Origin of the sequence: Telmatospirillum siberiense (assembly GCF_002845745.1) — a bacterium.
GTDB classification, from domain to species: domain Bacteria; phylum Pseudomonadota; class Alphaproteobacteria; order Rhodospirillales; family Magnetospirillaceae; genus Telmatospirillum; species Telmatospirillum siberiense.
In genome coordinates this window covers 1-25,016 of record NZ_PIUM01000031.1, presented here as the reverse complement: position 1 = coordinate 25,016, position 25,016 = coordinate 1, and the positions used below count along the sequence as shown (strand labels likewise).

Below are 25,016 nucleotides of genomic sequence, written 5' to 3'. Positions count from 1 at the left end.
CAACCCGCATCCTCGACATTTCGCCCCGATTGCGACACCCTGGCCCGTTATCCCTCCGTCATCCGGAAATATGGCAATGCCCAGACGCCTGATCCTGCTCGTCCTGTTTTGCCTGCTCTCCTTAAGCGGCGCCCACGCCCAGCAGGGGGCCAGGCGGCAGGAAGGCCCGGCCTTTCTTCTGTCCCTGTCATGGTCGCCCGACTACTGCGCCCACCATGGCCACGAACGGACGGCCCGCAGCCAATGCCGCGGCCGGACGGCCTACGGCTTCATCGTCCATGGCCTGTGGCCGGAGGAGGAACCGGCCCAGGCGGCATGCCGGCCCGCCGGATCCCTGCCGCCCCCTCTGGTCGAGCGGATGATGCCGATCATGCCGAGCGCCGGATTGATCGAGCACGAATGGGCGACCCACGGCCGTTGCAGCGGTTTCTCGGCGGATGATTATTTCGACCGGGTCTCCCAGGCCTTCCTCAAGGTCCAAATACCCGACCGCTTACAGCATCCGGACGGGCTCATCGTCACCGACGTGGTTCATCTGAAACGCTGGTTCCAGGAAGCCAATCCCGGACTGCAAAGCGCCATGATGAGCGTCCATTGCGAAGCGCGAGGAACGAATTTGAGGGAAATCCGCTTCTGCATGGGAAAGGCCCTCGATTTCCGTCCCTGCGCCCCCGCCCCGAACGACCAATGCCCGAACGGCGCCGTCCGCATCGCCCCCGTTCCCTGATCCTGGCTTAAGGGCCAGAATCACGGTCCTTTACGGCAGGATCCGGGACCAGTTCGAAAAATCACAGATTTTAAGCAGATGCGCACAGATGAACACGGATACCCCCTGTTCGCGCAGGCGAAACAACGTCCTTCGTCCGCTGGATACGGGCAGCCGTTCATCCTCTGTGTCCATCTGTGCTCATCGGTCGTCCCATCTGTGCTTCCCTTTGTCGTCCGCAATGCCAAGAAATCGAGGTCATGCCAGACCGATGACCGAGCGGCAGACAATATTTCCTCCAGCTTTGCAACTAGACCAAAGTGGACCGGTGGTACCGCTTGATGGCGGACGGCGACGGCCCAACCTCTAAAGGCAATCAACGATAAGACCGCCGGGATGGGAACCATGACGCTGCACCAATTGCGGATTTTCTGCGCCGTCGTCCAGGCCGCGACCATGACCCGGGCCGGCAAGCAGTTGGGATTGGCCCAACCGACCCTGTCCCAGCAATTGTCGAAACTCGAGGAAAGCGTCGGCACCAGGCTGTTCGATCGGACAGGAGGGCAGATGACCCTGACCGAGGCGGGCCAGTTCCTGGCCCGCCAGGCACAGATGATTCTCAACGATTTCGATTCGGTCGAGGCCGGCTTGCGGGAATTTTCCTCAGGTCACCGGGGCATCATCCGCCTGGCCGGATTGAATTCGATCATCCGCGTCCTGATGCCCGAGGCCATCGCGCGCCTCGCCGAGACATTCGCCGAAATGGAATTCGATATCCACGAGGTGGCCCCCGCCGAGGCGTTGGAACTGCTCTACGGCCGATCCGTCAATATCGGACTGATCGCCGCCAACTCGGTCGCCCAAAGCAGCCTGTCCTTCATCCAGATTCCGGTGATGTCGGATCCTTACGTTTTCGCCGTCCCCAGTCATCTCAAACTCTCGGCGATCGGCGATCCCGGGCGGGACCTGCCGCCGCCCGATCGCAAGATCCTGAATAGCTCCATCCAGTTCAATTTCGGCACCCAGCACACCCAAACGGTGGCGCAGTGGTATCAACAGGTGCTGCCCCACCACCGGCAGATCGCCCAGTGCCGCAGCTATGAAGTGGCGCTCAGCATGGTCCGCGCCGGCCTCGGCGTCTGCCTGATTCCGGCCCTGGCCGCCCACGACCGCAACGGCGGACCGTCCGGTATCGATCTCTACGCCACCGACCAGCCCGACCGGCAGATGGTGGCGCTGGTGCCGGCGCAATATTGCCGGGTCGATCCCTACAAGACGTTCCTGCACATCCTGCAGGAAACTGCGGGCACCGTCCGCCTGCCCAAAATCCTTCCCATGCCCCCCTTCATCCGGCAGGCCGCGGCAAGACGGGACGAACGCATCGCCGGATAGTACTTTCGCATATCATTATTATTCAAATATTGAATGGAACACATAGATTTTAAAAACATATGTTTATCCATAGTGTTTTCCTGACCGGCGTCGCTCCCGGCGCCGGTCACTGAAGATCCGGAGGAAACCATGACCTGGAAAACACCGAAGATCGCCGTCGTCTGCGTCGGCATGGAAATCAACATGTACTACTCCGCCGCCCGCAAATAGCCGCAATACCAAGTCTCGATGAGGATGCCTCATCGAGACTTGGTCTGGCCCATTGAGGGCCCGCGCCATCGTTGGCGCGAAGCCAAGGGTTTCGGAGAAACCCGCCCGGCGATTGAGGGCTCGGTGATCGGGTCCGATCACCGAGAGCCGGTATTAAGGCCTTCCGCCGCAACGTTCGGGAGACTGAGGCATGCTTCACATTCTGATCCTGGGCGTCGCGGCGGGAGGTGGCGTTCCGCAATGGAACTGCAACTGCGAGATCTGCCGGCGGGCTCGCGCCAAGGATCCGATGATCTCCTCTTCCACCCAGGCTTCACTGGCGGTCAGCGGCGACGACGAGAATTGGTTCGTCATCAATGCCTCTCCCGACCTGCGCCAGCAGATCATCGACAATCCGCGGCTCCATCCGCGTCGAGGCCTGCGCGACAGTCCCCTGGCCGGCGTAATCCTTACCAACGGTGATATCGACGCCATCGCCGGCCTCTTGACCCTGCGGGAAGGCTCGCCCTTTTCCATCTACGCCCATGACCGGGTTTTGGCCGTCCTGCGCGAGAACAGCATTTTCAATGTTCTGGCGGAAGACCGCGTGGCGCGGCACGCCATCGAACCCGATGCCCCCTTCATTCCACGCCATCCCGATGGCCGGCCGTCGGCGCTGGAAATCACGGCATTCACCGTGCCCGGCAAAGTGCCGCTCTATCTGGAAACCGAGGAAAACCATCGCCCCGGCGGGTTGGAAAATGGCGATACCCTGGGCCTGCACATTCGCCATCGCACCAGCGGGGCGCATTTTTTCGTCCTGACCGCCTGCGCCCGAATGACCCCGGCACTGGCCCGGCGGATCACCGGCGCCCCCCTGGTCTTCTTCGACGGCACCCTGTGGCGGGATGACGAGATGATCCATCTGGGCCTGGGCGAGAAGACCGGCCTGCGCATGGGCCATCTCAGCATGTCCGGCGAGGAGGGCTCGATCGCGGCGCTTCGTTCCCTCGACGTGCGCCGCAAGATCTATCTGCACATCAACAACTCCAATCCGGCGTGGGTCGCCGACGCGCCGGAAAGGCGCCAGCTGCGGCAATCCGGGTGGGAAATCCTCGATGACGGAACGGAGATCACGCTATGACGATGATGCATGCGCTGGCGGATGCGGTGGACCCCGACCAGTTGAACAGCGCCGACGAGATGGAGGAGCGGCTTCGCGAGATCGGCGCCACCCGCTACCACAGCCTGCACCCCTTCCACACCCTGCTGCACTCGGGAAAACTCTCGAAGGGCCAAGTCCAGGCCTGGGCGCTGAACCGCTACTATTACCAGTCCTCCATCCCGATCAAGGACGCCATCGTCATCTCGCGTTTCCGTGACCGCGACATCCGCCGCGAATGGCGCCACCGGCTGGACGACCATGACGGGAGCGACGGACGGGACGGAGAGGACGGCCAGGAGGGAGGCATCGAGCGTTGGCTCAAACTGACCGACGGCCTGGGCCTCTCCCGCGATCTGGTCACCTCGACCGCGCGGATTCTGCCCATCACCCGCTTCGCCGTCGATGCCTATGTCGCCTTCGTCCGCGAACGTTCTCCCCTCGAAGCCGTGGCCTCCTCACTGACCGAATTGTTCGCGCCCGGCATCCACCGGCAGCGCATCGACGGCATGCTGGCGCATTACGACTTCATCCATCCGGAGATCATGACCTATTTCCGGACAAGACTGCATCAGGCGCCGCGCGACGCCGACTTCGCCCTTCGTTTCGTCCGCGCCCGGGCACGCACCCCGGAGGACCGCGCCGCCGTCTGCGAGGCCCTGGTTTTCAAGACCAACGTCCTCTGGGCGCAGTTGGACGGGCTCCACCATGCTTACGTCACCGGACAGGTGCCGCCGGGCGCCTTCGTGCCGGAGGAGACCTGATGCCCGCGACGGTCGTCCGGCGCCCGACCGGCATCGCCCTGACGAGCCGGCCGGTGCTGCCCCGCCACGCGCGCCTGCGCTTCGACGCGGTTCGGCAGCGCTGGGTGATCCTGGTTCCCGAACGGGTGCTGTTGCCCGATGAAACGGCCATCGAGATTTTGCGACTGGCCGACGGCGAGATCACGGTCGAGACGATCATCGATCGGCTGACCTTCAAATATCAAGGCGACCGCGCCGTCATCGCCACCGACGTCATCGCCTTGTTGCAGGATCTCGCCGACCAGGGCTTCCTGCTCGACCTCGGTGGAGAGGGTGAATGAGCGAGCTTATCGACACCTCCTCCCGCGAGGAAACGACGCCTCATCCCGAAATGCCGATGGCGGTGCTTGCCGAAATGACGCATCGCTGCCCATTGCGATGCCCCTACTGCTCCAACCCTCTCGCCCTGAGCCGGGCCAGCGACGAATTATCGACCGAAGACTGGCGGCGGGTGATCGACGAGCTTCCGGAAATCGGCGTCCTGCAATTGCATTTCTCCGGTGGCGAACCGCTCATCCGCAAGGATCTGGTCGAGCTGGTGCGCCACGCCGGCCAGGCGGGTCTCTATACCAACCTCATCACCTCGGCCGTTCTGCTGGATGCCACCAAGGTCGCGGCCCTCGCCGAGGCGGGGCTCAACCATGTCCAGATCAGCTTTCAGGGCAGCCGGGAGGAGGAGGAGGCCGACCGCATCGCCGGCATGCCGGGAGCACACTTACGGAAACTGGAGGCTGCCCGGCAGATCCGCGAGGCGGACTTGCCGCTCACCGTGAACGCCGTCATGCATCGCCAAAATCTCGACCAACTGCCGGAGATGATCGATCTCGCCGTGGACCTGGGCGCCGGGCGCCTTGAGGTGGCGCATGTCCAATATTACGGCTGGGCGCTGAAAAACCGCGCCGCGCTGATCCCCACCCTCGACCAGCTTGAACGGGCCACCGAAATCGTCGAGGAGGCGATTCGGCGCCTCAAGGGTATCCTCGTCATCGACTACGTCATCCCGGACTACTACGCCCGGCGCCCGAAGCAATGCATGGGGGGCTGGGGGCAACGCTTCTTCAATATCTCCCCGGACGGCAAGGTGCTGCCCTGCCATGCGGCGGCAAGCATCACCGGGCTCTCGTTCGACTCCGTCCGGGACCACCCGCTCGCCTGGATCTGGCGGCATTCTCCGGCGCTCAACCGCTACCGGGGCGTCGATTGGATGCGCGCTCCCTGCCGGAACTGCGAATACCGCGAGATCGACCGGGGCGGCTGCCGCTGCCAGGCCTTCGCCCTGACCGGCGAGGCGGAAAACACCGATCCGGCCTGCGCCCTGTCGCCCCGCCACGAGGAAATCTTCGCCCTGGCCGCCACGGAATCCGCCGAAGACCGCCGCCGCCTGCTCTATCGCGCCCATGGCGGCGGAGTTTGGGAGAGCGAAGGGTAATCATCTCGTTGCCGTGATTATTTGCTCCTATCTGAGTTCATCTGTGTTTATCGGCGCTCCTGTGGACAAGGCCCCGGTCCGAACCGGACCTTCGGAAGCGGCCCGATTGGCTCCGCGAGAGCCCGCAGGAATCGATCAAAGGGAACACAGATCAGCACCGATGAACGCAGATGAGCACAGATGGGATCGAAGTGCCACAGGCGGTCGGTGTTCCGAACTCAGGTTTCGATCTTGTCGACATTGGCGTCATGGCCGTGCTTGAGTGGTGGTCACAATCCAAAATCGTCATTGCCGGGCTTGACCCACGGCTGTCCGGCACAGTTTGGGCGTCGCCCGCATTTGAGGGGTGACTGCAACCAAAAACCGTCATTGCCGGACTTGATCCGGCAATCCATGATTGCATGGATCGGCCGACATCATTTGAAGCGGGCACGTGGATGCCCGGATCAAGTCCGGGCATGACGATTTATAATTGAACAAAAGTGTATGAATTTTCCCATATATTGAGGGCAAAATCCGTGTTGGACCGCCGTGTGACGAACGCGGGTATGACGTCTCTTTGGAGCGAGGTGGCCAGTGAAATTGGCGGCGGCAACCGTCTGTTCACCTGGATTCGTTGTCCCGCAGCCCCAATACCGGTGGTTGTATTTTTCGCTTTTCAACCGCAGACTGGGGAAAAGCACAATCGCCCGCAATGGGACCGGGAGGGTGCGTGGCCAACGATTCCGAAGGGCCGGACATCAGCCGGCGATATTGGGACAAAACGTCGCAGTTGATGCGTCTCGTGTTGCTGCTCTGGGCCTGCCTGGGGTTCGGCGTTCCGCTTTTCGCACCGATTCTGAACGATCTGGTGCTTTTCGGCTTTCCCCTGGGCTATCTGCTGAGCGCGCAGGGCGTGCTGATCGGCTTCGTCGTCCTGATCTTCTGGTATGCCGGACGGCAGAACCGCATCGACGAAGATTTCCACATGGCTGAGGATTGAGGCCCCTCATGCTGAAGGGCGACTTCACGCAGAACATGGGGCGCGTCTTCGTCATCTATACGGGCGGCTGCCTGTTGTGCGCGGCGGTCCTGGCGCTGTTGAGCCTCGCCGGAGTGTCCGACCGGACCATCGGCATCGCCTTCGTGCTTCTGACGGTGGCCTTCTACGCGTCGATGGGCACGCTCGGACGAAGCGCCCGGAACGCCGACCATTACGGGGCCGGCCAATCCGTTCCGGCCCTCTACACCGGCATGGCGACGGCGGCCGACTGGATGAGCGCCGCCTCCTTCATCGGGCTGGCCGGCGCCATCTATGCGGCCGGTTACGACGGCTTGGCCTTCCTTTTGGGCTGGAGCGGCGGCTATGTCCTGGTCGCCGTCCTGCTGGCGCCTTACTTGCGAAAGTTCGGTCAGTTCACCGTCCCCGATTTCCTGAGCGCCCGCTACGGCGGCACCCCCGCCCGGATGGTCGGCACCCTGGTTCTGATGTCGGCCTCCTTCCTTTACGTGGTGGCCCAGCTTTACGGTACCGGCATCATCGCCGCCCGTTTCCTGGGACTGGACTTCCGGGCGGCGGTGTTCGTCGGTCTGGCCGGCATTCTTCTTTGCTCGATGCAAGGCGGCATGCGAACGCTGATCTGGACCCAGGTCGCCCAGTATCTGGTGGTTATCGCCGCCTATCTGCTGCCCGTCGTCATCCTGTCGGTAAGGGCCACCGGCGTGCCCTTCCCGCAAATCATGTATGGCCAGGCCTTGCAGCGCGTCGCCGGACTGACCACGCAACTCGGCGCTCCGTCCGAAATCTTGAGCCCTACCGGCATCGTCGACGGGATCAACTTCTTCGGCGTGACGATCTGCCTGATGCTGGGCACCGCGTCGCTGCCCCATGTACTGGCCCGTTTCTTCAGGACACCCTCGGTCCGCGAGGCGCGGATCAGCGTCGCCTGGAGCCTGCTGTTCATCTTCCTGCTCTATAGCGCGGCCCCGGCCTATGCGGCCTTCGCCAAGCTGGAGATCCTCCAGCGGCTCGCCGACGGCAGACTGGCCGGCGATGCCGCCTGGCTGGCCGAATGGAGCCGCGTCGGACTGATCTCCGCCGGCGCCGCCGCGGGCTCCCCGGAGCTGACGCAGATCCACATCGATCCCGACGCCCTGGTCCTCGCCATTCCGGAAATCGCCGGACTGCCTTTCGTCGTCGGCGCGGTGGTGGCCGCCGGGGGATTGGCCGCCGCCATGTCTTCAGCCGATGGACTGCTGCTGTCGATCGGCAAGGCGTTGTCGCACGACATCTATCATCGCCTGCTGGCCCCGGATTCCAGTCCGCGCCGCCGTCTGAGCGTTTGCCGCCTGGGCATGATCGTGGCGGCGATCCTCGCCGCCTGGATGGCCAGCACGCGCCCGGCAGGCATCGTCACCGTTGTCGGCTGGGCTTTTTCCCTGGCCGCCTCGGGACTGTTTCCGGCCCTGGTCCTGGGCATCTGGTGGAAACGCGCCACGGCCCGGGGCGCCGTCGCCGGCATGGCGGCGGGCTGGAGCGTCTGCCTGGCTTATATCCTGGCGGTGCAGGCCGGATGGATCTCGCCCGTTCTGGGTGTCAGAACCATCGCGGCGGGCCTTTTCGGCATTCCGGCGGCCTTCCTCGTCACCCTCTCGGTCAGCCTCGCCACGCCGCCGCCCAGCCGCGAGATGCAGGCCTTCATCGATTCGATCCGCAAGCCGCGCGGCCCTGTCCACCCGATCGGCGAGGCGGCAGGTCAAATCGACGGCTCATAAAGAATCGAAGGCGAAACGGATGACGATCCTCCGGGGCCAGGGACCCTTTCCGGAGGGCAGTTGCAGGGGCTGACACAGACGCAGAGCCAGCAGAAAGCCGTCGATCGCGTCCCGGCGATAGGACGTGCCGGGCGGACCCAGGTTACGATAGCCCTCGACCACCGCACCCGGATCCCAGGGATCGTTCTTGTTGACCGGCGACATCAGGGTGCCGTCTGCCTGGATATAGAAAGTTCCCTGCAACACCAGGCCGTGGGCTTCCGGGGAATGGAAGTCGACATGCCAATATTTCAGGATCTGTGCAAGGACGACGTCTTGTTCGCTTTGCGTCAGTTCGGGGCCTTCCGGACCGATCGAGCCGTGTTTGCCCTCCTTGGCCTGTTCTTTCGGCACCAGGGTGATCCCCGGCCCGGTGGACATGACCGGGGCATGCTCGGTTCCCCCCGCCCCATTGCGGGAGGCGGGATGTGGAATGGAGGAACGTTCCGCCAGGCGTCCGGGAACCAACTGCGGAGGCGTCAGGGGCGCCGCCCGCTGCGGTGCGGGCTGAGGGGGGGGCTCGGGCGCCGGCTTCGGCGGCGGTTCAGCGGCCTGTGGCTTCGGCGGTTCCGGCTTGGCTTCCTCGGGCTTCGGGGCTGGCGGTGGTTTGGGCGGCTGGGGCTTCGGCGGTTCGGGGACCAGTTCCACCTCCATCTGCGGCAACTCGGCCGCAAGCCGGAGCTTGGCCCACAGCAACTCCTCGTTCAGCAGGACATAGACCAGCAGAATATGCAGCACGATCGACAGGATGACGGCCGGTCGTGAAAAGGAGGCGCGGATGGTGTCTGAATCGAAAAGGGTCACGAGGGCGCAAGATAATGCAATGGGCCGCCGCCGTCGATCCACGGTTTCGGGCACCTGTAAGAGGGACGGGGTGATGGTCCCACCCCACTCACCCCGCTCGGAGATCAGAAGGCCTGACGGATCCGCAAGAGCCCGGTGTGGCTGCGGTAATCCTCGCGGTAGTCGCCGTCATATTCGACGCGGATCGACAGATCGTCCGTCTTCTCCAGGCTCGCCCCCAACACGATGCGGGCGCCGTCCGCCGCCGGACGATCGCTCCGCGTGACGAAGGAAACCCCGCCCATCGTCGCCGAGACCGCCACCGGGCTGTTGGTATAGGAATGAACCCAGCCGGCCTGGATGTCGGTGGCCAGCATCACCCAGGGCAGAGTAAAACGGGTCGCCAGGCGGCCGCCGAACTCGCTTTCCACCGAGTCGAATCCCTTCGACTTCACCGTCAGATCGGCCACGCCGGCACCGCTTTCGCTGTAGCCCGAGAGTTCGCTCCGCACATATTGCAGGCTGGCCAAGGGCGTCGCCGTGGCCAGGCCGACCAAGGGAACGTTCCGCAAGGCGACGTCGTAGCCCGCCCCCAGCTTCGCCTGATAGTGCTGGCCGTCGTAGGAGGCTTTCGCCGTCTGGCCCAGGAAATCGATGGCACGCTTCTGGTCGAACTGGTTCTGGCCGACAGCCGCCAGCCCGGTCAGGAACGCCGCCCCCCCTTGCGGCCGCCACGCGCCGTAGGCCGCCAGTTGATAGCTGTCCGCCGTCGTCCGGTTGCCCGATCCATCACCCTTGCCCTTGGCATTGCTGCGCAGCCAACTCGCCGCCAGACCGCCCGTCCCGTTTTCGCCCAGCGTCAGATCGCCGCCCAGCAGCACTCCGTAGGACGTCGACGCATAGCCGCCGTCCCGCGTCGCCGTGCCGCCCAGCACCTGACCCCACAAGGCCTTCTGCCCGCCATCCGAACCCGCCGCCCGGCCGGCCTCGGCCCCGCTGTCCGACAGCAAGAGCTGATGCTGTTCGATCACCGCGGTGGTGGGCGACGTCAGAACGGCGGTCGCGCCGACCTGCGGCACGATCTGCGCCACCCCCAACTGCTTCAAGGCATGACCCTGGGAGGCGACGGGCAACGCCGCCAGGCTGGTCAGCAGTGGTTGAAAGGCGGTCATCGTGGACAGCCTATCGAGAACAGGGCCGACCGGAGTCGCGCCGCCCCCCGCCGCCGCCGCCTTGTCCGTCCAGGCCGACGACGAGGTAACGGTGGTCGCCCCCACGGTGACCACCAGTTCGTTGCCGACGATGCTGTAACTATTGCCCTCGCCGGAAACGCCGACCGCCAGATTGCTGGCCGACAGCGTTCCCGCCGAAACGATACTGAAGGTATCGCCCTTGCTGATCGTCCCCGCGCTGATGGCGACGATGGTCACCGCCCCCGACAGGCTGGCCGAGCCGGAAACCGTCAACTGTCCGTAACTGCTGGTCGAGGCCACCCCCACCACCAGCCTGCCGGACGAGGTCTGCACATAGTTGCCGGAAATGCTCACCGGCCGGTTGACCTGCACGCTGCCGCTGTTGGTGACCAGCCCGCTGCCGCCGTTGGCGATGATATCGTCGTCGAGCAGCAGATTTCCGGGGACGAAGGTCACCCCGGAGGCGTTGATGGTGCCGCGGTTACCCGAGGTTCCGCTCAGAGTGCCGACGGAACCGCCCGTTCCCCCCGCAATGGTCAGGGCGCCGGACGAATGGATGTCTCCGGCGATCAGCCCGCTATCGGCGATAAGACCGATGTTGCCCAGATTTTCGATGGCGAAGGTGGTGCCGGAAATGGTGCCGCTGTTGGTGAGAGTCCCGATACTGCCGGAAGACGCCACATAGACGCCATAGCTGCTTCCCGTGATCGACCCGGTATTGGAAAGGCTGGCCAGCGAGCCGCCGACATAGTCGTTCAGATAACGAACCACCAGGCTGTTGCCGGTGTTGGTGCTTTGCACCGCGAGGCCGGTCATGCTCGAAGAAAGGGTGATCCCCGAGTACGACGACCCCACTCCGCCGCTGATCAAGGTCTGGCCGGCGCCGTTGGCCAGATAATTGCCGGTGCTGGACAGCGCCGCCACCACCGTGCTGGCGGTGATGGTGATCAGGCCGCCGACCAGGATTTCGCTGGAGGGGTCCAAAACCACCGTCCCGCCGCCGATGTCGAGCGCGCCGCTGACCACCAGTTCGCCGGCATTGAGCACCGTCAGCGTACCGGCGGATTGACCGTAATTGCCGCTGATGCTGACGATGGTGTTGAGCTGGACCGAGGCGCCGCTGTTGACCACGGTCCCGGAGCCGACCGTGATATTGTCGTTCAACAGCAGGGCGCCCGAGGTGAAGGCGAGGCCGGTCGCCGTTATGGTGCCGAGACCGCCGGCGGCACCGGTCAGGGTGCCGACGGTACTGCCCGTCCCACCGACGATGATCAGATCGCCGCTGGAAGAGATGTTGCCCGCGATCAATCCGCTATTGGCGATGGTGCCGAGGCTGCCCACAGCGTCGACGGCATAAAGGTTGCCCGACAAGGTGCCGCTGTTGGTCAGCGTGCCGAGGACACCGGTCGCGGCCACATAGAGGCCGTAATTGCTCCCGCTGATCGATCCCGTGTTGTTCAGTGACGCCAGCGTGCCGCCGACATAGTCGTTGGCGTAGCTCAGAAGCAGATTGGTCCCCGTCGCGACGCCGCCGAGATCAAGGCCGGTGACGCCGGAACTGACGAAAGCGCCGCCATAGCGGGACCCGATCCCGCCGGACACCAGCGTGCGGCCGGTGGAGCCCGCCAAATAATTGCCGGTCGCCGACAACGGGACGGCGACGGTTCCGCCGGTGATGCTGACCGCCTGGCTGACCACCAGTTCGCCGGTACTGCCCAATGACAACGTGCCGGCGCTTTGGCTGTAATTGCCGATGATGCTCACCGGGTTGGACAGGGTGATATCGGCACCGGTATTGCTGACGGTCAGGCTGCTGGCGGCAATGCCCACGGCGGTAATGGTGTCGTTCAGCAACAAGGCGCCGGAGGCGAACACCAGATTGCCGCTGGCCCCGATGGTGCCCTGGCTGCCGCCGCTGAAGCCGGTGAAGGTGCCGACGGTGCCGGCGCTGCCGCCGATGATGGTGGAGATGCTGCCGCCGCCATTCTTGTTGATGTTGCCGAGGATCAGACCGCTGTTGACGATGGTGGCGATGGTGCCGGCAATGGCGTTGCTGCCGCCGGACATGGTGCCGCTGTTGTTGACCAGGGTGATGACGCCATTGTTCTGAATGGCGTTGCCGGCCCCGCTGATGATGCCGCTGTTGGTCAGCGTGGCGATGGTGCCGCTGTTCAGAATGGCCCAACTGCTATTGACGATGGTGCCGCTATTGGCCAGTTGGCCGATGCTGCCCTGATTCCACAGGGCGGTGAAACTACTGTTGGTGATCCGGCCGGAATTCACCAGCGTGCCGATGGTGCCGCGGTTGTTGATGCCGAACTGCCCGCCGCCCAGGGTGCCACTGTTGGTCAGCGTGCCGATGCGGCCAGTGGTGGCGACATAAAGACCGGTGCTGGCGCCGGTGATGGTGGCGGCGTTGCTCAGCGTCGTCAGCGTGCCCCCGATATAGTCGTTGGTCAGCGACAGCAGCAGCCTGTTGCCGACGATGCTGCTGCTGTCGTACAAGCCCGCGATGCTGTTGATCGATACGGTGGCGCCGCTCAAATTCAGGCTGGAGCCGCTGACCAGGGTATAGGTCCCCTGCAGATAGTTGCCGGTGTTCGAGAAGGTGGACAACACCGTGCCGCCGGAGAGGTTGGCGGCGCCGCTGGCCACCAGACCGCCCAGGGTGGGGGAGATGAGCAGGGTACCCCCCGTCTGGCTGTAAGCCCCGGTGATGCTGACGATGGAATCGAGCGCGAGCGAGGCGCCGCTGTTGACCACCGTGTGGCCGGTGGCATTGATATTGTCGTTGAGCCGCAGGTTCCCGCTGGCGAACACCAGGTTGGACAGCGTATTGACGATGCTGCCCTGGTTGGTCAGCGTGGAGCCGGTCAGCGTGCCGATGGTGGCGCCGTTCCCGCCGCTGATGGTCAGGTCGAGGGCGGTGGCGTTCTCGATCTTTCCGGCGATGACGCCGCTGTTGACCAGGGAGCCGATGGTCCCCGAATTGAAGATCGCCTCGGAGGAGCCGCCGATGGTGCCGCTGTTGGTCAACGTGCCCAGGGATCCCGTCGCCGCGACATAGACGCCGTAGGTGGCTCCGCCGATGCTGCCCGTATTGCCGAGGCTGGCCAGGGTGCCGCCGATATAGTCGTTGTTGGCGGTGGTGACGATGTTGTTGCCGCTGACGCTGGTGACCGCCGACAGGCCGGTGATGGAGTTGTCGATGAGGGTGACGCCGGAGTAGCTGGATCCGGCGGCGCCGGACACCAAAGTATAGTTTCCGGCGATGTAATTGCTGGTGGCGACCTCGTTGGAGACGACGGTGCCGCCGGTAAGAAGAACGGGCCTGTTGACCACGAGCTGCCCCGCGCCGGGGTTGAGCGACAGGGTGCCGGCGGTTTGGGCCAAGGTGCCGGTGATGCTCAGCGTGTTGCCCACCGTCAGCGAAGCGCCGATGTTGCTGACCGTGTTGGTGCCGACGTTGATCGAATCGTTCAGATATTCGTTGCCCGAGGTGAACAGCAGGCCGGCCTGCGCGCTGGTGATGGTGCCGATGCTGCCCAGCGTACCGGTCAGCGTGCCGACGGTGCCGGGGGCGCCACCGGCAATGGCGAGGGCGATCGTGCCGGAATTGAGGATGTTGCCGATGATCTGTCCGGAATTGGCGATCGAATTGATGCCGCCGACACCGGTAATGGTGATCGCGTGGATGGTGCCCGAGATGGTCCCTATGTTGGTGTTGACGAGGGTACCGATGGTGCCCTGGCTGTAGACGGCGCGATCGCCGTAGATCAGCCCGCTGTTGATCAGCGTGCCTATTTGCGATTCGTTGTCGTAGGTGAAGCTGCTGTAGGTCAAAGTGCCGGAATTGGAGAGGACGCCGATCGTCGCCTGGTTGACGCTCCGCCCGGAAATCAGGCCGCTGTTGGTCATCGTCCCGATGGATCCGGCATTCCAAATAGCGTAGGTGCCGGCGCTGATGGTGCCGTGGTTGACGACGGCCGCCACGCTGCCGGCCTGGATAAAGATGGCTCGGCCGTTTGCCGCCGGGTCGGCGATCAGACCATTGTTCAACAGCGTGCCCAACTGCGAACCGGCGGTCCCGGTAATCGTCACGCCATAAGCGTCGGTGGTGTTGATGGTGCCGGAGGAGGTGACGGTAAGATTGCTCCCGGGAGAAGCCGTCGCGCTCCACAGGGTGCCAGTGGTGATGGAACTGCTGATGGTTATATCGGCCGCCCCGGCCTGATCGACGACAATCAGAGCCGTACCGATTACGGCCAGAGACGTCCCCGACAAAAGTACTTGCCGCAACCGCAGCTTTTTACGCCCAATCCCCGCCTGCACCACGCCCCCACCCCACGATGACAACACACCCACACGAAATCTGAACAACCATTAACTAAGCAAATGAAAAAATAAGAAATCTTGGGTTTCAAGATAAGTGAACAATCTCCATTTTCGGGAGTTCGTTCAACCAAAATCGCTCAAATCGTCGAAACGCCCCATTCTGCGATATCTTGCCTGAAGGCGTACCCCGCCTTTCTCTTCCTTGACGAGGGCCATCCGCATCGCTTTTTCTGCTGGTTCCCTTCGACTGCCCTGGGAACATCTTGATGGTTACCCGGCCCCCGCCCACAAGCCCGAGCCGAACCTCTTTCCGCGAATACATTGGTATGACACAGGGGAAAACAAGGCAATCAATGGATAAATAATATCAACCCGCGTTGAACTTGCCTCGGCGCGGGTTGATGTTCCGTCGCTTGGGGAGGCGCCAGTTTTCGACCGAAGAGGCCAAGACTTCAGCGCAGAGCGTCATCTGAATATTTATTCCCCGGCAGGGTTATTCCCAGCGAAGACCGTGCGGCCAACCGCTCCAGGTCGGAGGCCACGGTTGCGAGCACGGACGGCCAGTCCCCCCAGGCCGGCTGCCGATAAAGGCGGGCCGAAGGGTACCAGGGGGAGTCGCATCGGCTTTCCAGCCATCGCCAGCAGCCGTCGAACCGCGACAGGATCCAGACCGGCCTGCCCAGCGCGCCGGCCAGATGGGCAACCGAGGTATCGACGGAGATCACCAGATCGAGCGCGGCGATCAGGGCGGCGGTATCGGCGAAATCGGAGATCTCGTCCATCGGGTCGAACAACGCCGAGCCGAAGGGCGCCGCCTTGACCTGGGCCGCCGCCGCCCCTTTCTGCAAACTGACCCAGCGGATGCCGGGGATGCGGACGACCTCGTCAAAAGCGGACAGCGGCAAACTCCGTCTCCGGTCCATCAGATGGGCCCCCCGCTGGTGCTCCCTGGGATCGCCCGCCCAGGCGATGCCCACCTTCAAGCCGGGTTGGGCATCCAGTCTTTCCCGCCAGCGCTCCGTCGCCCGCGAATCCGCCCCGAGATAGGAATTAGGGGCGGGAATGTCGTCCAACACCGTGCCCATGCGGTAGGGCGGACTCATCAGCGGAAGATGGCAGTCATAGGGCGGCAGGGGATCGTCCGTGGAGATCACGCCGGCAAGGCCGGGAAGACCGGACATCAGCCGGACCAGGGAGGGATAGACCCTGAGCAAAACGCCCCCCCCGGCCCGCGCGGCAATCAGGGGGGCATACCGGGCGAACTGCAGAACATCGCCCAAACCCTGCTCGGCATAAAGCAGCAAGGTCCGTCCGGCAAGCGGCCCGCCGTCCCATTCCGGTCCGGGCAGCGGCATTTTGCGGAAAGCGCTGCGCTCGGTGCGTTTGCGCCATTCGAATTCCACCCAGCCTTCCCGCAGGCGTCCCTGCTTCAAAAGAACGGCGGAGGCGTTGTAATGGATTTCGGCGTCATCGGGCGCCAGACGGAGCGCCCGGCCGAAAGCCCGCGCCGCCGCGTCGAGCGCGCCGGTCCCGTACAGGGCGTTGCCCAGATTGTTGTAGGACCTGGCGTCATCGGGCGAGAGAGCGATGGCGCGGGCACAGACGAGAGCGGCTGCCGGACAGCGCCCGGCATCGATCAAGGCGCCGCTCAGATTGGTGCAGGCCTCGGGGAAGGCGGGATGCAAAGCCAGGGCACGGCCGAACGCGGCCATCGCCTCCTCGGGCCGGTCCAGCTCCATCAGGGCGTTGCCCAGATTGTTCTCCCCTTCCGGATTGACGGGATCCAGGGTCAGGGTTCTGGCGCAGGCGACGAGCCCCTCGGCGACGGCGCCGGCCCCGATCAGCACGGCGCCCAGGTTGTTGTAGGGTTGGGGATTGTCGGGACCCAGAACGACGGCCCGGCGCAGAATGCGGGTCGCCTCCTCCGCCCTGCCCTGCACCGCCAGCGCGCGACCGAGATTGTTCAAGGCCTCGGTGCTGGAGAAATCGGCGAGGATGGCCCGGACGAAGGAGGCGATCGCGGCGTCCGGACGACCGAGCTCCATGCAGGCGCCGCCGCGGCCGGACCAGGCCGCGGCGTTATCAGGTTCCAGCAGAAGCGCCCGATCGCAGGCGGCGATCGCCAGATCGCTCCGGCCGAGCCCCTGCCAGGCGAACCCCAGATTGACCAGCGGCGCCACCGCCTCCGGACAAAGCTGGACGACTTGCTGATAGAAGGGGATCGCCCCGGCCGGGTCGCCCGCCTGATGCCGCTCGATGGCGGTCGCAAAGAGACGGTCGGCGTCGTTCGCCTGCATCTGTTTTCCCGTCTCTCCGGACCGGCGCCGCCCGCCTCAGCCGACGGCCGTCAGTTCGCCGTAATCGACCTCGTAGCGATCCTTCGGCGCCTGAAACCCCTTGAACGCCTGCACCACCGCTTCGACGGGCACGCCTTCGGGCACGTTCTGCACCTCATAGATGATGGCATAGCCCGTCGTCGGCCCGGAATCGGCCAGCCGATGGGCGGGCGCGACCAAACCTTCGCCGGCAACCTTGATCATGAATGACGCCATGTCGTCGTCTCCTTGGAGGGCCCCCTCCGGTTTGCGAAGGTAGCAAAGCGGAGGGGGCTTGTCATGCCGGAGAGGGAGAGAACTCCAGTTCCCGCCACAGATGGCAGGCGACATGGTGCCGGCCTTCGAGGCCGGACAGGTCCGGCACCTCGGTCCGGCAGCGATCCACGGCATGGGGGCAGCGGGTATGGAAGACGCAACCCTTCGGCGGATCGAGGGGGGACGGCAGATCCCCGATCAGGTGAAACCGCCGGCGGTTCCTCTCGACATCCGGATCGGGTACGGGAACGGCGGAAAGCAGCGCCCTGGTGTAAGGATGACGGGGCGCCCCGTAGAGGCTGTCGCGTCCGGCGATCTCCATCACCTTGCCCAGATAGAGCACCATGACGCGGTCGCTGATTTGCCGGACCACCGCCAGATTGTGGGAGATGAACAGCAGGGCGACCCCCATCTCGCGGGAAAGATCGCCCAGAAGGGCGACAATTTGCGCCTGGATCGACACGTCGAGGGCCGAAACCGCTTCGTCGCAGACGATCATCCGGGGATTGGAAATCAGGGCGCGGGCGATGCCGACGCGTTGGCACTGGCCACCGGAGAATTGATGGGGATACCGCCCGACGGCGTCGGCCGACAGTCCGACGCGTTCCAGAACCGCGGCCACGCGACGGCGTTTCTCATCTTCGGGCAGGGCGGGCTCGAAAATGTCGAGCGGCTCGCCGACCTGGGCGCCGATGGTCATCCGAGGGTCCAGAGACGCCAACGGATCCTGAAAAATGACCGTCATTTCACGGCGCAAGAGACGCTGTCTCTCCAGGCTTTCCGCCGCCGGTTCGCTGCCATTCCACCAGATGCGCCCGGCGGTCGGACGGATCAGATTGAGCACGGCGCGCCCCAGCGTCGACTTGCCGCACCCCGATTCGCCCACCACGCCCAGCGTCTCACCCGCCGATAAGGTGAAACTGACATCCCTTACGGCATGGACCGCGCGTTTCCGCCCCCACAGACCGCCCGATACCGGGAAATCGACCGACAGTCCCTCCACCCGGAGAAGGTCATCGGGCGTCGTCACGATACGCCTCCCCGCCCGTCCGCATGATGGCAGGCGACGGCGCAGCCGCCGTCGCGAGACAGCAGTTCAGGCGACATTTCCCGACACGGACCGTCGGCCAGGGGACAACGGGGAGAAAAGGCGCAGCCCGGCGGCAGGGCGAGCAGATCGGGAGGCTGCCCCTCGATCGGTTTCCGGCCGGCCGAGGCCAAATCGTCGAGGCGCGGCAGGGCGGCCAGCAGCCCTTGCGTATAGGGATGCCGCGGTGCGTGGAAGACGGCGCGGGTCGGGCCCTGCTCGACCACCCGGCCGGCATACATCACGGCGACGCGGTCGCACAGCCGCGCCACCACGCCCAGATCGTGGGTGACCAGGACGATGGCGGTGCCGCTATCGCTCTGCTCGGCCAGGAGGTCGAGAATTTCGGCCTGAATGGTGACGTCGAGCGCCGTCGTCGGCTCGTCGGCCAGCAGCAGGGCTGGCTTTCCGATCATCGCCATGGCGATGACCACCCGCTGGCGCATGCCCCCCGACAGTTCATGCGGGTAGCGGCGCAATTGGCGCTCGGGCTCGGGCATATGGACCCGCCGGAGCGCCTCCAGAGCCTCGGCCCGCGCGTCCGCCCGGGATAGCCCCTTGTGATATTCCAGAACCTCGCAAAGCTGGCGCTCGACGGTCAGATAGGGGTTGAGCGCCGTCATCGGATCCTGGAAGACCAGGGCCAGCCGGATGCCGCGCAGCCGGTTCATTTCGCCCGGCGGCAACCCGATCAGCTCCTGCCCCTCGAAGCCGATCGATCCCCCGACCCGCGCGTTGGAGGGCAGCAGCCCCATGATGGAAAACAGGGTTTGGCTCTTTCCGCAGCCGGATTCGCCGACGATCCCCAAGGTCTCGCCGGCCGCCAGCGAAAAGGAAACGCCGTCGACCGCCGTCACCGTGCCCCGGGGGGTCAGGAAACGGGTGGTCAGGTTGGAGACGTTCAGCACTATCCGATCCTGGCGCGGTTCAGCCTCCATCGATCATTCCTTCGGATCCATTGCGTCACGCAGGCCGTCGCCGAGAAAATTGAACGCCAGCAGGGTCAATGCCAGGAAGGCGCCGGGAAACAGCAGCATCCAGGGGGTCTCCATCATATTCTGCGCGCCGTCTCCGATCAGGACGCCCCAGCTGGTGTTCGGCTCCTGCACGCCCAGGCCCAGGAAGGACAGGAAGGATTCGGTCAGGATGGCGTCGGGGATGACCAGCAGCATGCTGATGATGACCGGCCCCCACAGGTTGGGGATGATGTGGCGCAGGATGATCCGCCGGTCGGTGGCGCCGAAAGCGCGCGCCGCCTCGATGAATTCCCGTTGCTTCAAGCTCAGCGTCTGGCCGCGGACGATCCGCGCCATGTCGAGCCAGATCACCGCTCCGATGGTGATGAAGATGGTCGACAGGCTGCGCCCGACATAGACGGTGAGCAGAATGACGAAAAAAACGAAAGGCAGCGAATAAAGGATATCGACGATGCGCATCATCACCGCGTCGATCCGTCCACCCAGATAACCGGCGATGGCGCCGTAAGTGACCCCGATCACCAGACTGATCAGCGAAGCCGCCGTTCCCACCAGCAGCGAGACGCGGGCGCCAGCCAGGGTGCGGGCGAACAGGTCGCGCCCGTTGGCGTCGGTCCCGAAATAGAAACCGGCGGCGAAATCGGGCGGCGCGCCGATCCGGTCCCAGAACACCTCATCGATCTCGTGGGCCGCCAAAAAGGGTCCGAACAGCGCCAGCAGCAGGATCAGGCCGAGGACGGTCAGACCGGCCATCGCCATCGGGTTGCGGAGCAGGCGCCGCCAGCCGCTGTCGGCCGTCATCGCCGGGAAACCCTGGGATCGAGGACCCCGTAGAGGATATCGACGATCAGATTGAACAACACGATGATGCAGCCGTAGAAGACCACCACGCCGGCGACCAGGGTGTAGTCGCGGTTGAGCGCGGCATCGACGAAATAGCGACCAATGCCGGGGATCGAGAAAACCTGCTCGACGACGATGGAACCGGTGATGATCCCCGCCGTCGCTGGCCCCAGATAGGAGACCACCGGCAGGATGGCCGCCCGCATGGCGTGGCGGAACAGCACCAGGCGGCGGGGCAACCCCTTGGCGTAGGCGGTCCGGATGAAGGGCTGCTCCAGCGCCTCGATCATGCTGCTGCGCGACAGCCGCGCGATCGAGGAGATGCGCGGCAGGGCGAGAGCCACCACCGGCAGGATCTTATAGGACAGTTGATGGCCGTCCCCCCAGCCGCCGGCCGGCAGCCAATGCAGGGTGACGCCGAAGACCAGGGTAAGGATGGGCGCCATGACGAAGCTGGGCACGATGATGCCGACCATGGCGAAAACGATGACGGCGTGATCGGACGGCCGGTTGCGATGCAAGGCGCCGAAGGTGCCCAGGCCCAATCCGACGACCAGGGCCATGGCCATGGCCGACAGACCCAGTTGCAGGGAAACCGGGAAACCCTGGCGGATCAGCTGGGTGACGCTGAAATCCTTGCTGGTGAAAGACGGCCCGAAATCGCCACGCGCCAGATCGCCCAGATAACGCAGATACTGGCTGAACAGCGGCTCGTCGAGATGATAGGCCCGCATCAGGTTGGCCTGCACCTCTGGCGAGACGACCCGGCCGGTGTCGAAGGGTCCCCCCGGCGTCAGCCGCATCATCAGAAAAGTCAGCGTGATGATGACGAACAACGTCGGAATGGCCCCGAAGAAGCGTTTGAGCAGGATCGACAGCATCAGCGGTTATCGCCCATCAGTGCGGCAGGATCGTCACGGCCTTGGAATAGGTGTATCCGCACGGATTGGGACGGTAGTTCTTCACATAGGGCTTGGCCAGGAAAAGCTCGACGTGATTGAAGGTGGGGGCGATGGCGGCGTCCTCCAGCAGAAGCGTCTCGGCCTGCTGAAGCAGTTCGGCGCGGCGCGCCGTGTCGAGCGTCTTGCCCGCCTCGGCGATCAGGGCGTCGAATTTCGGATTGGCATAGCCGGGATCGTTCTCGCCGGAACCGGTGGTGAAAAGATCGAGGAAGGTGGTGGCGTCGGGATAATCGCCGACCCAGGCGTCGGCAAACACCTGGGTAACCTGCTTTTCGTGGCGATGCGCCACCAGCATCTTGAATTCCTCGGTGACCAGCGACGTCTTGACGCCGAGCGCGGTCTGCCACATCGAAGCGATGGCGATGGCGACCTTGCGCGCGTCCTCGCTGGTCGTCAGTCGCAATTCGACGGAGAGAGGATGATCCGGCCCGTAGCCGGCCTCGGCGTAAAGGATCTTGGCCTTGGCGACGCGCTCGGCCTGCGACAACGACGCCCAGGACACCCTCTGCGCCTTGTAGGCGGGATCGCCGACCGGCGGCACGATGCCATAGGCGGGAATGGAGCCAACCTTCAAGAGCTTCTCGGCCAGCATCTCGCGGTCGATGGTCATCGACAGGGCCTGGCGGAGTTTCGGATTGCCGGCAAACGGCGGCTTGGTCAGATTGAAGCCCAGATAACTGCTCTCGAACTGCACATTGCTGCGAAACTCCTCTCCCGCCGTCTTGCGCAGCGATTCGGCCTGGGCGTTGGGCACCGCATAGGTGATGTCCAGTTCGCCGGCGCGATAACGGTTGAGTTCCTCGTTCGGCGAGGTGATCGGATAGAAGATCACCTTGTCGATATGGACGTTGGCCGCATCCCAATATTTCGGGTTCTTCGCCAGCACGACGCGCGCCTGCGGGGTCCACTCCTCCAGGATGAAGGCGCCGTTCGAAACCAGATTGCCGGGCTGGGTGAAGGCGGCGCCGAATTTCTCCACATTGGCCTTTTTCACCGGCATGAATTTGGCGTGGGCCAGTTCGGCCAGCAGATAAGGCGTCGGCCGCTTCAGATGGATGCGCAAGGTGCGCGGATCAACCGCCTCGACCCCCAGCCTGGATGGGTCCTTGATCTTGCCCTGGACGATTTCCTCGGCGTTCTGGAAGGCGAAAAAGATATAGGCGTAGGAGGAGGCGGTGGCCGGGTCGACCACGCGGCGGAAGCTGTAGACGAAATCCTCCGCCGTCAGGGGCGATCCGTCCGACCAGCTGAGGCCGGCGCGCAGCGTGAAGCTGTAGGTCAGGCCATCCGCCGATACGGTCCAGCTTTCGGCGGCCCCCGGCAAGGGTCTGTCCTCGGGGTCGAGGACGACCAAGCCTTCGAACAGATCATCCTGGATGCGACCGGCGTTTACCGTGTCGGAACGGGCCGGATCGAGGGATTCGGGCTCGGCGGCATTGCCCCGCCGAAGCACGACCTCTCCGCCGGCGTAGGAGGAACTCCCCACCGAAAGGAAGGCCAATATGACGCCCATGGCAAGAACGGCGCGTTTCATGGGCATCGGCAGGAACCTCCCGGCAAGACATCGAACTTCCATGATTTTCAGATGGATATGCCGATGGATGCAAGAGGTTCCGTCACGGCGGAGCGCTGAATTGCCCGGCGGTGACGATCCCGATGTTGCGGACACCCCGCCGTTGCGCCGCCGCCAGAACGGCGATGACATGCTTGAAGGCGGCCCGCCCGTCCGGGCGGATGCGCAACTCGGGCTGCGAGAGGAGATCCGCCACGACAGTCTTCATGCGCTCCTCCAGGTCCCGGCCGTCGCCCACCGCCCGGCCGTCCCAGGTGATAGTCCCGTCGGCCCCGATCTCGATGGAGATCGGCGGTGGTGGCGGCGGCGAGATGGAGGACGGGGCCGCACTCATGTCGAGCTTTACGGCGTGAGTCTGAATGGGAATGGTGATGATCAGCATGACCAGCAAAACCAGCATGACGTCGATCAACGGCGTGGTGTTGATTTCGATCATCGGCTCGGCTTCGCCCGAGTCATCGCCCCGTCGGTAAGTCATTGCCATGAGCCGCCCCCTCCCCGCCTCATTTTCCGCCGCCGGGAGGTTCGGTGATGAACCCGACATTGGCGAGGCCGGCCTGCCGGCAGGCCGCCAGGACACGCCCGATCATTTCGAAGCGCGCCTCCCGGTCGCCCCGGATCAGGATGTCCGGCTGGGGTTCCCTCAGCGCCTCGCCCCGGAGCCTTGCGATCAGCGCATCGAGGGTCTCGACCCTCGCCTCGCCCCAGAAGACGTCACCCTGGCGATCGACCGAAAGCGTGATGTTCTCGGGCCTGGTTTGGGTGGGAGCCGTCCGTTCCTCGGGCAGAGCCACCGGCACATTGCGGATGGCGACGGGAATGGCGATCAGAAAGATGATCAACAGCACCAGCATGACGTCGACCAGCGGCGTGGTGTTGATCGTCACGGTCAGATCATCCTCGTCCCCCGCGGCACCGCCCGGCATCGCCATGACGCTCACCCGACCCTGACCGAGGGCATGGCGCGCCGGGCCGGGAGAGAGGCGGCATTGCCCTCCGCCATGAGAACCGCCTGGAGATCCGCGCTGAAGTTGCGCACCGCCTCGATGCAAGACCTGTTGCGCCGGACCAGCCAGTTGTAGCCGAGAACCGCTGGCACGGCGACCACCAGACCGATGGCCGTCATGATCAGCGCCTCGCCGACCGGTCCGGCCACCTTGTCGATCGACGCCTGACCGGCGATGCCGATGGCGGTCAAGGCGTGATAGATGCCCCAGACCGTGCCGAACAACCCGATGAAGGGGGCCGTCGAGCCAACGGTGGCGAGAACGGCCAAGCCGCTCTGCAGCCCCCCCGTGATCTGCTCGACCGCGCGCTGAACGGCCATCCCGATCCTGGTGGCGGAATCGACTTTTTCGAACAGGGATCCGTCCCGCCGCTCCACCGCATCAAGGCCGCTGGACGCCAAAAAGAGAAACGGACTATCGGGAGACAGGCTCTTTACCCCCTCCGACAATGACCGGGCCGTCCAGAACGTCCGGTTCGCCGCCCTGGCGCGGGCCTGGAGGCGCCGTTGCTCGGCCAGCTTCAGAATCAGGACGTACCAGGTCGACATCGACATCACGGCAAGAATGATCAACGTCCCACGGGCGACCATGTCGCCTTGCGCCCATAGGGCGTCGAAGCCGTAAGGATTCGTCGCCATCGCGGTCGCCGCCGGGCCGGCGACGAACGAAACCGGGTCGGCGGCCGTGGCGATGGGAACAGCCGATACCACCGCCATTATCAGGGCGAGCGTCGATACCAGGCGAAGGGCCGGAAAAAAGGGAAACCGTGACATCGATATCGCTCCTGGGACAGGTCTATTCGGAAGATTTTGAAGCCGGGCCTTTCAATTGAGCGACCAGGTATAACGAAGCCTTGCCCAGGATTTTTCCGGCCGGCCGTCCAGGGTACCGGGCTTGAAGGCGCAAAGCGTCAGGGCTTGCCGGGCCGCCTCATCCAGACGGGAATGACCGCTGCTCCCGGCGATCCGGCTGTCGGTCACCGTGCCGTCGACATCGATCAGAAATTCCAGAATCACCGTTCCGGTTTCCTCCAAGCGACGGGAAATCGGCGGATAATCCGGCTTGCGACAGGATCCCGAGGCATCGATCGACGGAACCGTGCGCACCGGTTCGGCCAAGCGGGAAGGAGCAAGGGCGGGGCTGGGAGGCGACGCTGGTGTGGACATGGACGGGGGAGACGTCACCGGAGGC

General features: G+C 64.4%; 23 protein-coding genes. 10 read left to right on the top strand and 13 right to left on the bottom strand.

Translation table 11 applies throughout. The features are described from left to right. Positions 1 to 76 precede the first annotated feature (76 nt). The 10 genes from CWS72_RS21350 (at position 77) to CWS72_RS21310 (ending at position 8,435) form a co-directional block, all read left to right on the top strand. On the top strand, positions 77 to 727 hold the full coding sequence (locus CWS72_RS21350; protein ID WP_158240757.1) for a ribonuclease T2 family protein: 651 nt from the start codon (positions 77 to 79) through the stop codon (positions 725 to 727). 384 nt (positions 728 to 1,111) lie between these two features. Then, a complete protein-coding gene (locus CWS72_RS21345) occupies positions 1,112 to 2,098 on the top strand; it encodes a LysR family transcriptional regulator (protein ID WP_158240756.1) in 987 nt (328 codons plus the stop codon). 129 nt (positions 2,099 to 2,227) lie between these two features. Then, on the top strand, positions 2,228 to 2,308 hold the full coding sequence (gene pqqA, locus CWS72_RS28845; protein ID WP_101252674.1) for a pyrroloquinoline quinone precursor peptide PqqA: 81 nt from the start codon (positions 2,228 to 2,230) through the stop codon (positions 2,306 to 2,308). Positions 2,309 to 2,498: 190 nt separating this feature from the next. Beyond that, positions 2,499 to 3,431 (top strand): pyrroloquinoline quinone biosynthesis protein PqqB, encoded by a 933-nt coding sequence (gene pqqB / locus CWS72_RS21335; RefSeq protein WP_101252673.1) that lies wholly within the window; start codon positions 2,499 to 2,501, stop codon positions 3,429 to 3,431. After that, a complete protein-coding gene (pqqC, locus tag CWS72_RS21330) occupies positions 3,428 to 4,213 on the top strand; it encodes a pyrroloquinoline-quinone synthase PqqC (protein ID WP_420824080.1) in 786 nt (261 codons plus the stop codon). Before pqqB ends, pqqC begins: the two co-directional genes overlap by 4 nt. After that, on the top strand, positions 4,213 to 4,533 hold the full coding sequence (gene pqqD / locus CWS72_RS21325) for a pyrroloquinoline quinone biosynthesis peptide chaperone PqqD (RefSeq protein ID WP_101252671.1): 321 nt from the start codon (positions 4,213 to 4,215) through the stop codon (positions 4,531 to 4,533). The genes pqqC and pqqD overlap by 1 nt, the downstream gene beginning before the upstream one ends. Beyond that, positions 4,530 to 5,681, top strand: a complete 1,152-nt coding sequence (gene pqqE / locus CWS72_RS21320; RefSeq protein ID WP_101252670.1) for a pyrroloquinoline quinone biosynthesis protein PqqE — start codon at positions 4,530 to 4,532, stop codon at positions 5,679 to 5,681. Before pqqD ends, pqqE begins: the two co-directional genes overlap by 4 nt. A gap of 170 nt (positions 5,682 to 5,851) precedes the next feature. Beyond that, positions 5,852 to 6,031, top strand: a complete 180-nt coding sequence (locus tag CWS72_RS27520; protein WP_146002833.1) for a hypothetical protein — start codon at positions 5,852 to 5,854, stop codon at positions 6,029 to 6,031. Positions 6,032 to 6,393: 362 nt separating this feature from the next. Continuing rightward, positions 6,394 to 6,663 (top strand): DUF4212 domain-containing protein, encoded by a 270-nt coding sequence (locus CWS72_RS21315; protein WP_241911839.1) that lies wholly within the window; start codon positions 6,394 to 6,396, stop codon positions 6,661 to 6,663. Positions 6,664 to 6,671: 8 nt separating this feature from the next. Then, positions 6,672 to 8,435 (top strand): VC_2705 family sodium/solute symporter, encoded by a 1,764-nt coding sequence (locus CWS72_RS21310; protein ID WP_241911838.1) that lies wholly within the window; start codon positions 6,672 to 6,674, stop codon positions 8,433 to 8,435. Here the strand turns inward: CWS72_RS21310 and CWS72_RS21305 are convergent. The 13 genes from CWS72_RS21305 to CWS72_RS28670 all read right to left on the bottom strand — a co-directional run bounded on the left by CWS72_RS21305 (position 8,430) and on the right by CWS72_RS28670 (position 24,991). Next, complete coding sequence (locus CWS72_RS21305) at positions 8,430 to 9,278, bottom strand: hypothetical protein (protein ID WP_101252668.1); 849 nt, start codon at positions 9,276 to 9,278, stop codon at positions 8,430 to 8,432. The two genes, CWS72_RS21310 and CWS72_RS21305, sit on opposite strands and share 6 nt — an antisense overlap. Before the next feature lie 104 nt (positions 9,279 to 9,382). Then, positions 9,383 to 14,749 (bottom strand): autotransporter domain-containing protein, encoded by a 5,367-nt coding sequence (locus tag CWS72_RS21300; protein WP_146002832.1) that lies wholly within the window; start codon positions 14,747 to 14,749, stop codon positions 9,383 to 9,385. A gap of 488 nt (positions 14,750 to 15,237) precedes the next feature. After that, positions 15,238 to 17,082 carry a tetratricopeptide repeat protein gene (locus CWS72_RS21295; RefSeq protein ID WP_101252666.1) on the bottom strand — a complete coding sequence of 615 codons (1,845 nt, stop codon included), beginning with the start codon at positions 17,080 to 17,082 and terminating at the stop codon, positions 15,238 to 15,240. A gap of 36 nt (positions 17,083 to 17,118) precedes the next feature. Further along, the gene (locus CWS72_RS21290; protein WP_101252665.1) at positions 17,119 to 17,337 is read right to left on the bottom strand and encodes a hypothetical protein; all 219 of its coding nucleotides are present in this window, start codon (positions 17,335 to 17,337) and stop codon (positions 17,119 to 17,121) included. Positions 17,338 to 17,398: 61 nt separating this feature from the next. Beyond that, the gene (locus tag CWS72_RS21285; protein ID WP_101252664.1) at positions 17,399 to 18,406 is read right to left on the bottom strand and encodes an ABC transporter ATP-binding protein; all 1,008 of its coding nucleotides are present in this window, start codon (positions 18,404 to 18,406) and stop codon (positions 17,399 to 17,401) included. Next, positions 18,403 to 19,401 carry an ABC transporter ATP-binding protein gene (locus CWS72_RS21280; protein ID WP_101252663.1) on the bottom strand — a complete coding sequence of 333 codons (999 nt, stop codon included), beginning with the start codon at positions 19,399 to 19,401 and terminating at the stop codon, positions 18,403 to 18,405. Before CWS72_RS21280 ends, CWS72_RS21285 begins: the two co-directional genes overlap by 4 nt. Positions 19,402 to 19,404: 3 nt before the next feature. Further along, positions 19,405 to 20,241: an ABC transporter permease gene (locus CWS72_RS21275; protein WP_101252662.1), complete on the bottom strand. Its 837-nt coding sequence runs from the start codon at positions 20,239 to 20,241 to the stop codon at positions 19,405 to 19,407. Continuing rightward, the gene (gene oppB / locus CWS72_RS21270) at positions 20,238 to 21,164 is read right to left on the bottom strand and encodes an oligopeptide ABC transporter permease OppB (RefSeq protein WP_101252661.1); all 927 of its coding nucleotides are present in this window, start codon (positions 21,162 to 21,164) and stop codon (positions 20,238 to 20,240) included. Before oppB ends, CWS72_RS21275 begins: the two co-directional genes overlap by 4 nt. A 16-nt stretch (positions 21,165 to 21,180) precedes the next feature. Continuing rightward, positions 21,181 to 22,785 (bottom strand): peptide ABC transporter substrate-binding protein, encoded by a 1,605-nt coding sequence (locus CWS72_RS21265; protein ID WP_158240755.1) that lies wholly within the window; start codon positions 22,783 to 22,785, stop codon positions 21,181 to 21,183. 76 nt (positions 22,786 to 22,861) lie between these two features. Next, a complete protein-coding gene (locus CWS72_RS21260) occupies positions 22,862 to 23,302 on the bottom strand; it encodes an ExbD/TolR family protein (RefSeq protein WP_101252659.1) in 441 nt (146 codons plus the stop codon). Between the two features lie 19 nt (positions 23,303 to 23,321). Further along, a complete protein-coding gene (locus CWS72_RS21255; protein ID WP_101252658.1) occupies positions 23,322 to 23,750 on the bottom strand; it encodes an ExbD/TolR family protein in 429 nt (142 codons plus the stop codon). A gap of 5 nt (positions 23,751 to 23,755) precedes the next feature. Beyond that, positions 23,756 to 24,598 carry a MotA/TolQ/ExbB proton channel family protein gene (locus tag CWS72_RS21250; RefSeq protein WP_101252657.1) on the bottom strand — a complete coding sequence of 281 codons (843 nt, stop codon included), beginning with the start codon at positions 24,596 to 24,598 and terminating at the stop codon, positions 23,756 to 23,758. Positions 24,599 to 24,649: 51 nt separating this feature from the next. Then, positions 24,650 to 24,991: an energy transducer TonB gene (locus CWS72_RS28670; protein WP_101252656.1), complete on the bottom strand. Its 342-nt coding sequence runs from the start codon at positions 24,989 to 24,991 to the stop codon at positions 24,650 to 24,652. Positions 24,992 to 25,016 lie beyond the last annotated feature (25 nt).

What these genes read in the sequence shown, in the direction of transcription:
- CWS72_RS21350 (WP_158240757.1), top strand. Translation starts at nt 77, where the DNA reads ATGCCCAGACGCCTGATCCTGCTCGTCCTGTTTTGCCTGCTCTCCTTA.
- CWS72_RS21345 (WP_158240756.1), top strand. Translation starts at nt 1,112, where the DNA reads ATGACGCTGCACCAATTGCGGATTTTCTGCGCCGTCGTCCAGGCCGCG.
- pqqA (WP_101252674.1), top strand. Translation starts at nt 2,228, where the DNA reads ATGACCTGGAAAACACCGAAGATCGCCGTCGTCTGCGTCGGCATGGAA.
- pqqB (WP_101252673.1), top strand. Translation starts at nt 2,499, where the DNA reads ATGCTTCACATTCTGATCCTGGGCGTCGCGGCGGGAGGTGGCGTTCCG.
- pqqC (WP_420824080.1), top strand. Translation starts at nt 3,428, where the DNA reads ATGACGATGATGCATGCGCTGGCGGATGCGGTGGACCCCGACCAGTTG.
- pqqD (WP_101252671.1), top strand. Translation starts at nt 4,213, where the DNA reads ATGCCCGCGACGGTCGTCCGGCGCCCGACCGGCATCGCCCTGACGAGC.
- pqqE (WP_101252670.1), top strand. Translation starts at nt 4,530, where the DNA reads ATGAGCGAGCTTATCGACACCTCCTCCCGCGAGGAAACGACGCCTCAT.
- CWS72_RS27520 (WP_146002833.1), top strand. Translation starts at nt 5,852, where the DNA reads ATGAGCACAGATGGGATCGAAGTGCCACAGGCGGTCGGTGTTCCGAAC.
- CWS72_RS21310 (WP_241911838.1), top strand. Translation starts at nt 6,672, where the DNA reads ATGCTGAAGGGCGACTTCACGCAGAACATGGGGCGCGTCTTCGTCATC.
- CWS72_RS21295 (WP_101252666.1), bottom strand. Translation starts at nt 17,082, where the DNA reads ATGCAGGCGAACGACGCCGACCGTCTCTTTGCGACCGCCATCGAGCGG.
- CWS72_RS21290 (WP_101252665.1), bottom strand. Translation starts at nt 17,337, where the DNA reads ATGGCGTCATTCATGATCAAGGTTGCCGGCGAAGGTTTGGTCGCGCCC.
- CWS72_RS21280 (WP_101252663.1), bottom strand. Translation starts at nt 19,401, where the DNA reads ATGGAGGCTGAACCGCGCCAGGATCGGATAGTGCTGAACGTCTCCAAC.
- CWS72_RS21275 (WP_101252662.1), bottom strand. Translation starts at nt 20,241, where the DNA reads ATGACGGCCGACAGCGGCTGGCGGCGCCTGCTCCGCAACCCGATGGCG.
- oppB (WP_101252661.1), bottom strand. Translation starts at nt 21,164, where the DNA reads ATGCTGTCGATCCTGCTCAAACGCTTCTTCGGGGCCATTCCGACGTTG.
- CWS72_RS21265 (WP_158240755.1), bottom strand. Translation starts at nt 22,785, where the DNA reads ATGCCCATGAAACGCGCCGTTCTTGCCATGGGCGTCATATTGGCCTTC.
- CWS72_RS21260 (WP_101252659.1), bottom strand. Translation starts at nt 23,302, where the DNA reads ATGGCAATGACTTACCGACGGGGCGATGACTCGGGCGAAGCCGAGCCG.
- CWS72_RS21255 (WP_101252658.1), bottom strand. Translation starts at nt 23,750, where the DNA reads ATGGCGATGCCGGGCGGTGCCGCGGGGGACGAGGATGATCTGACCGTG.
- CWS72_RS21250 (WP_101252657.1), bottom strand. Translation starts at nt 24,598, where the DNA reads ATGTCACGGTTTCCCTTTTTTCCGGCCCTTCGCCTGGTATCGACGCTC.
- CWS72_RS28670 (WP_101252656.1), bottom strand. Translation starts at nt 24,991, where the DNA reads ATGTCCACACCAGCGTCGCCTCCCAGCCCCGCCCTTGCTCCTTCCCGC.